This is a genomic window from Bacillus sp. SRB3LM (genome assembly GCF_015712745.1).
GTDB lineage: Bacteria > Bacillota > Bacilli > Bacillales > Bacillaceae_G > Bacillus_A > Bacillus_A thuringiensis_K.
In genome coordinates, this window is the sequence record NZ_VWVQ01000069.1 from 1 (window position 1) to 7,638 (window position 7,638).

The following is a 7,638-nucleotide window of genomic DNA, read 5'->3' on the forward strand; positions in this document are numbered from 1 at the left end:
ATTCATCAATTATTTGGATTAACAGCGTAAAGAATGATCCCAGTAGGAATCCTCATTCTTTCTTGGGAACATATCCTTTCTTTGCACCAGAACCGAAAAAATTGTCAATCAACTAATTAACATTGAAAATTACTCATGAAAAGAATGGCTTCCAAATATATATTGTATTTGGAAAACTAAGAAATTCGACTCTAATAAGATATTAATTAAGCGATTAAAAAAAAGAGACTATTAGATGTGTTTTTGAGGATTGCTAACCGATTTCTTAACATACAGGGTTTTGTCTATTTTGTATCTAAACGTACAATTTTCTTTTTTTGATAGAGTGATCCCTATTAGCATATTTTATTGGTATTGAGAAATACCTTTTAATTTATGTGCATAACATCTATACGTGCGAAATTTTTCATATTTTCTTGCAAACTAAGAAACTGAATTCTTGTGACAGACTCCAACTGTATTCTTCATTTTACTAGTTGTAATCTATGTTTTCTCAATACTTGCTAAAGAAATAATATTTAATTCCAGATCCCTCTGTGGTAAAATTTCTACTTTGTCATTATAGTCTTCTACGAAATAATCCATACAGGTGCTCTTCCTAAATGATTTCCTTGTTTCTTGGCTAATGCAATATCTTTAATTTGATGTTGCTTTTTGTCTAGAACGCTATGGTGATACCTATAGATGTAAAATAGAAAATATTATTTGTTTTTAAAAATTGGATAAACAGATAACCTTGGTTCTGTGTTAAATATGTTAAAATTAAAATCCCTAAAGTATATTTTCTCTACCCAAAATGCAATAAAAAAATAACTCATCCTATTTAGGACGAGTTATTTTTTATGTTAGTACTAAAAACTTTTCAATCTTAGACAATAGTATAAGGAATCATATAGGTCTATCCCAGATAGTATTCTCTTATTTACACTTTTTTTGTATATAAGAATCGTATGTTTTGATTTTTAGATAGGGGATCTTAAAAAAATATATGGATAAAAGTATAGGGCATCTTAAGAAAATTGTAATAGAACTTTTTTATTAGATGATGTAATACATAGGTTTTTTACTAATCCTATATGAGAAATACCCTTTTGATAATAAAAACAAGCTTTTTTAAATTGTTCCTCTTCTTGATAACAGGAAGCTAAATCAATATAGAAAATTGCCAATTGTTTATGATCTCCCAAATTATAAAAAAAGGGTATAGCGGTTTCCTCCAGGAACCTTTTCAATTGTTTATGATCAAAATAGAGGTACTGTTGATAGACAAATAAATAATATAATTTAGGATATTGATTTTTTGTCGAATTTATTCCTTGTTTTAGTATTTTTTTAGCTACATTCATTTGCTTCTTAGCCAATAGTGAAATCATGCGATCGTATAATCGCTTTAATTTCACTATTTCAAGATTGTCCATCCCTCTCTTATTTTTTAGTGCTTCTAATCTCTGATGTAATGCTTTTTTAATTTTTAGACTCGGGATAATCTTATTGTTTTCCATCTTACTCAAATAAGATACACTGCATATTCCATAACATAGATTTTCCTGTGTAATCTTATATGTTAAGCGTTCTTTTAGAAAGAATTCACCTACATTTGTATTCGAGAAATCTTCTTTTTGAACTTCAATGGTTGACTTGAACATTTCTATTCGTTCTAAAATTAATTGGATTGTTTCAAATTTGCCTTTGATTTTGTTATTTTCAATCAAACTTAGATAACTTGTTTGACATATTCCTTCACATAGTTCTTTTTGAGAAATATGATACAATTTTCTGAAATTACGTATTTTTTCACCAATTATTTCCAAGTCATGACCCCCTTATATTATCCTTTTGAAAAACTTTTATAATATATATTGATACAATGTGGAGCTACCTAGTTGATTTGATGATGCGTCTACGAATTGTTTTGAAGAATGTATGATATTTTCTCCTGTAGATAACACTGCAACAGCACAGAGATTCGTCATCATAAAGCTACAACAAACAAGAATCCCAGGAATAACTCTAGTTTTATTTTTCCGCATTTTCATCTTATAAAATCCCTCCAGTAAAATTGTTGTATGTGGCGTATACTACCATACGATAATTGATTTTGATTTACTAGATTTTATAGATTGATAAATATATATCATTTTAGAAAATATCTCAATTAATTATCTGTGTGTAAAACATGAATGACAGACCTGTTTCGTTTCGATAGATAAATCTCAAAAAAACGCAATCCTTACGAAAGCGCTTCTTCTTTGCGTTTATCTTTATGAACAATGGAAAGGATTTCATACCCGTTTTTATCTTATCACACATTTCCATCGACAAATATTGAGAAAACTCTACGTAGGGGATGGATAAACAACCTACGATTTATTCCATTACAATAATAATCGTACTGATAACTTTTGTATACCTACGCTGAAGAATTACAAATCAAGAAGGTAGAAATTGATTTAATTAGGGGGGAAAAGTGCTTACTTGAGAAATAAGTGTAGCACTTACCATCGATAGAAATCCATTATACAATGTATTCGTATATATTATAGAAATGATGAGTTTGAAATGTATTATGAGGGTAATTTCATCGGTTTTAGTACTGGGAGGATGACTTATGCCTACTATTGATGTACAAGCTTCCACTGTACAAATTGAAGTATTAACTCAATAAAAAATGTCAAAAAATTGGTCGCGTCATGATCGCTTTGATTACGTGGTAAAATTGCAACGTGGACAATGTTTTAATCAGTCATCTATTTTCAATTTAAATGAGAGAAGAAATCCTGTGCAATTTAAAATTATTACCGAATCAAAATTCAGTGATTTAGTGTAAAAATTATATAAAATGGAAAACAACGGTAGGGGACCTAATAGAGCTGTGGTAATTGAAGAGGGGAAAGTTAATAGGAATGCAACAAAAATGTTTGATAAAAGGTTTCAAAGAGGAGATTATTATTTAGAATTAGAGTGTAATCGAGGTGGGCGGAGTCGTAATGAATGTGAAGGAAGTGCATTTATTAATATCCTTGGAAGATAGTAATAGCGCATAGATTAATTGAAAGAAAAGAAAAAGAAACTGTCCACAGTCTGTTTGTTTTTTTATAAGTTTCTAGTTTACAGTGCTTCCTAAATAAGATAGCTCATCGTCTGGATGAATGGATTCAACAAACAATAGAAGAGCGAAGAAGAAAAGTTGCGATAGAACATGATATTGTTCTATGCTTTGGAGATAATTTATCTGATTTTACCGGATTTGATGAGAAATCTGTGCAAGATAAAAATCAAGTAGTCAAAGAGATACATACAGCATTTGGAGAAAAGTATATTTTATTCCCAAATCCAATGTATGGTGTTTGGGAATCTGCTTTGTATCAATATGAATTCAAAAAGTTAGATAATGAAAAAGGCAAACTCTTTAAAGATACATTACTTGTTTTTGAATTTAGGGAATAATTAAATTATTAGAGGAATAGGTGGGTGTTTTCTATTCTTTAAACATATGAAAGGATTTGTTATTTTTAAGATTGAACAAATTTGTTCAATCTTTTTATGCTTTTTACTATCCCATCAATATTGGTGATAATTAGATTGCAAACTGTAGCCCTCTCAATGGGTTTTTCTTGACAGTAAAATATGTATAAAGCACCTATCATCGACCGCTATGTATATTTTTATTTTTTAAACAAATGTTTGATTCATTATTATTCATATGAAAACAAAATAGGTTCGTTAAAATTCATCAATAGTCAATTTCAGGTTATGATTATTCGGAAAATTAAGAAGGTTACCTGTACAGATTATGAATCAGTGAGAAAGGATTAAATAGACAATATTACATACAAAAACCTAAAAATAAAACCAATTAATTTTGTTTTTAGGTTTTTAAAACCAAATAACATTAATAGTAACTTAATTTCGATCTCCAGATTGGCTTATAAAAGGGTTTTATCCAAATTTAATACAAAAACACGAAGAACGATTAACTTGCATTTATGAGGTTTGTATAGACCTTTAAATGCAAGTTGTATTTAAAGTGAACAAAATACAACATAATATACAGTGTATTCTCTTTAATTCCTCTCATCATCATTCTAACTAGGGTTTTCTTTGAAAAATAGGCAGGTTTATTGAGAGAGCATTTGTTTTCTAAACAAAATTCTAATTTATTAATTCAAGCCCAGATAACTTTTATTAAAAATTATTATGTTTTGTTTGTTATCATAAGGAAAACAAAACGCTGAGGAGAATAGAAGGTGAGTGCAAAAATGAAAATTCGCATTATAAATATACAGGAACAGCATTGCCTTAGATGTAAATATCTAATTGGCACTTATCGGCGTTGTATTAAGAACTGTCTAGGGAGGAAAATAAGAGAAAAAAGAATACAAAGTGGAAATGGGACGAGTTATGTGGGGATACGTTTAATTGTAAAATGCAAAAATAGATTATATAGAAATTACAAAACATTTTAAATGGCGCACCAGTATTTTACGTGAATGTTAAAAATGCGTGGATTATACGAATAGTACAACAATGTTAGGAGAATATAGTGTAAGGAAAGGAATTTACAAGAGAGATGTCTAGAGTAGCAAGGAACAACATTCCCTATTTGTAGATAAACGAATAAACAAGTACTATCGTTATGTGGAAGAATATTGATTCAAAAAAATACTAAAATAAGATAGAACTCTGTGAAAAAACCGTTATATTTGTTTCGTTACAGAACATAACGGTTTTTCTGTATAATTAAAAATTTAACCCATGCAATTACGGTAACCAGATACATCGAATAGATTTCTTATCTCTCTCTTCCCTCTGTTTGGTTTGCTTGGAATTCCATTTTCAGAGCGATACTATCTCCTTGAAACATATTTTGATCTTCCCCATTGTCTTCAAATATAAACTTCATCCAGAAACAATCCATTTTCCCAGGTTGTAATCCACCTGTTTCTGCCCACTTGGATTGAAATACTTTCTTTGAAACAATTTCTGGCCCCTGTTCTTTTAGTTCGGCAAGGGTAGTTTCATAAACAGGGGTCTTTTCTGGATCCCAATCCCACATAAATTTTACTTTGATATACTTACCAAAATCTTCGGTCTGATTATTTTTAACAATATCATTTACAGTATAATCTATTTTCATCACAATATCTTTAATATCTAACGTACCACTATTTTTTAAGTTAAACTTTTTTAATATTTTATCCCCTGGTTTCAAATGATTTAAATCCAATGACGTAGTAGGATGCATAGCTAAATCTAATGTCCCCGTAGCAAATGTGTTATTCATTACAACTTGGTCGCTAAAATAGGCATATGTCCCCCCACCAATGAAAGATAACCCCATTGCGGCTGAAACCACTCCTACCCCTAATTTCTTTTTGAATGACATATAATGTTCCTCCTATTATTTTTCTAATCTATCAAAGTACCTCCTGATATAGATATATCACAAATAGAGAGAATTTTATATTGAAATCCAAAAATGACATATTGAGAAAATTGTGTGATTACATACCTATCAAAAATAAATTTCTATTTTTAATCGATTGTATTAATAGCATATTTTATTCTATTTTCGAAATTGTTTACGTTATTTAGCCTTTTATTTAACGAATTGCTGCGCCATTTGATATAGCATTTTTCATCCACTGGGGAAGCATAGATGCCTCTGAACGAAAAGTATACTTGTTCAAGATAAACGGACTCGTAATCCAACGTTGCATTGGTTTCCCATTTGCATCTTTATATAAAAAGTATACTTCTGAATCCTTTTCAAACCGTACTAATCCCATATTTTGATCAATGCTTCTTCTGTTTGGAGTATTATGTAATCTTCGAAATTCTAATACTCCATCCCAATTTCTAAAAATACGATTATAAGCATCTAGACCTGTAATGTGACGCTTCATTCCGCTATCCACTAAATAGATAGATAGCGAGTTTCCTCACTTCCTTTACACGATAGCCATTATTCAAAATTTCTTAAACCATAACCGTGTTTAAGTATTTTCAAACTTTGCAATAGAAGTGGTTAAAGCTCTTGACTAGTAGTTTGAATAATTATTTCATTTATTGCCACTTCAGATAGTTGTTCAATTGCAAAAGTAATAGCACGGACAATGCTTGTGGCATCAATACTAACACTTACTGTCCTTTTACATTTGCTAAAAAAGAATGACATGATATTAAACAAAGACAAGCAGAAGGACTTGTCTTAGCAAAGAAGTAAAGAACGTATTTAGGAAGACCACGAGTACAAATTATGGAACAATTCATTGAAGCATATGAGGCATGGAAATCTGGAAAAATTACAGCTATGGGGCAACGAGAAAATATGATATAAAACGTTATTTTTTATTCACCCCCCCAGATAATAGACGAAGCGGTGATTCTTATAATAAAATCACCGCTTGTGTTGTGATAGGGAATACGAACAGAAAATAAAGCATACCGTTTATTCTACATATAAACCGATTGCTGCAACAATTGCTTCTGAAGCGTATTCCCATTTCCCATCTGTTAGAGTTCCTAATTGTTGACCAATTTTTGATAATATATCCGGTGTAATTGGAACACCAAAATATTGAGCAATGATTGCACCAATCGGCGCTGTAATTTTTGTCCATCCACCACGATCGATTTTAATTTCTAAATTTTTGATTTCTCCATTTTCTTTTACAAAACGATAATATACTTGATCATCTAGACGATAGCTCAAATGATGTGAAATCTGTCCATTCACAAGAGTTTGGTTGTCCTTTTTAGAAATATAAGCTGGCTTTATATTGAACTCATGATCAAATACTTTTATTTTTTTTATCTCAGGGCCTAACAAAGCGGCTTGAACCGTCTTATCTAGATTGTTCATAGAGCTATCATTTAGATTTCGCGTTTGTTCAATAAAGTTAGATGAAAATAAAGGGGATGCTTGTACATATTGCTTAGTCTTTTCTTTTTCTGCAGCAAATGTGTATGTAGTTGATCCTGTTATTAACATTGTAGCTAGAGTTGCTGCACTGATTAATTTATATCGTTTCATATTTTTATTCCTCCCTTTTCCCTTTTACAAACAAAACTTGTCAAATTGTGTAATGCATAAGGGTTGGCAATATCATATCATGGTAGAAAACCAATGGGAAGATAAAAGACAGAAAATTCATTTTTTAAACAAAAAGTTTTCATAAGTATATTTATTGTATGTATTCCTTCTATATCATAGAGAAATTTTGTTAATCCATGCGATATAAAATGATATCCCCTTGAAATTTCCACCACACAATGGAAAGAAGCCATACCTTGTGATGACTCTGTGGACCCGGATTCAGATTGGGTGGATATGGATTCAAACGAATAAGGATCTTCAAAAGAATCAAAATCTTGCAGAGTCATTCTTCTCTTAAAATGGTTTGATAGCTCAATAGGCATGTCTTGTTTATCTATTTTCGTTGTTGCACATTGGATTGAACAGCTTGCTTTTGCCCGTATGAATCCAAGTGATTCTCCCTATATGCTACCCGTGCGCAAAAGAGTCTTGCCCTTTTTCACAATCTATTGTCCGTCTGTTCCCGCTCTTCTATATAAGATTGAACAGCTTGCAAGAGAAACTCCTCTTGTCCTAGCCCCGCATCTGCTGCCATTTGT

The 7,638-nt window shown here is 30.8% G+C and carries 5 protein-coding genes and 2 pseudogenes; 2 read left to right on the forward strand and 5 right to left on the reverse strand.

All coding sequences use genetic code 11. The features are described from left to right. Positions 1-1,010: 1,010 nt before the first annotated feature. Positions 1,011-1,811: a helix-turn-helix domain-containing protein gene (locus F3I02_RS21020; protein WP_196478375.1), complete on the reverse strand. Its 801-nt coding sequence runs from the start codon at positions 1,809-1,811 to the stop codon at positions 1,011-1,013. Between the two features lie 36 nt (positions 1,812-1,847). Continuing rightward, on the reverse strand, positions 1,848-2,036 hold the full coding sequence (locus tag F3I02_RS21025) for a hypothetical protein (RefSeq protein ID WP_196478376.1): 189 nt from the start codon (positions 2,034-2,036) through the stop codon (positions 1,848-1,850). A 1,132-nt stretch (positions 2,037-3,168) separates the two neighbouring features. On the opposite strand from F3I02_RS21025, the pseudogene F3I02_RS21030 reads away from it, so the two are divergent. Next, positions 3,169-3,447 (forward strand): annotated as a pseudogene (locus tag F3I02_RS21030) (HAD family acid phosphatase); the annotation flags it as partial. Positions 3,448-4,792: 1,345 nt separating this feature from the next. Here F3I02_RS21030 and F3I02_RS21035 read toward each other — a convergent pair. Together F3I02_RS21035 and F3I02_RS21040 are read right to left on the reverse strand one after the other, a co-directional pair. After that, positions 4,793-5,386: a TasA family protein gene (locus tag F3I02_RS21035; protein WP_196478377.1), complete on the reverse strand. Its 594-nt coding sequence runs from the start codon at positions 5,384-5,386 to the stop codon at positions 4,793-4,795. A gap of 217 nt (positions 5,387-5,603) precedes the next feature. Then, positions 5,604-5,906, reverse strand: coding sequence for a hypothetical protein (locus F3I02_RS21040; protein ID WP_230876878.1), 303 nt, complete (start codon positions 5,904-5,906; stop codon positions 5,604-5,606). 269 nt (positions 5,907-6,175) lie between these two features. On the opposite strand from F3I02_RS21040, the pseudogene F3I02_RS34095 reads away from it, so the two are divergent. Continuing rightward, positions 6,176-6,345: pseudogene (locus F3I02_RS34095) on the forward strand (recombinase family protein); the annotation flags it as partial. A 106-nt stretch (positions 6,346-6,451) separates the two neighbouring features. Here F3I02_RS34095 and F3I02_RS21045 read toward each other — a convergent pair. Next, entirely contained in the window at positions 6,452-7,036 is a 585-nt protein-coding gene (locus F3I02_RS21045; protein ID WP_196478378.1) for a methyltransferase, read from the reverse strand. Positions 7,037-7,638: the final 602 nt, after the last annotated feature.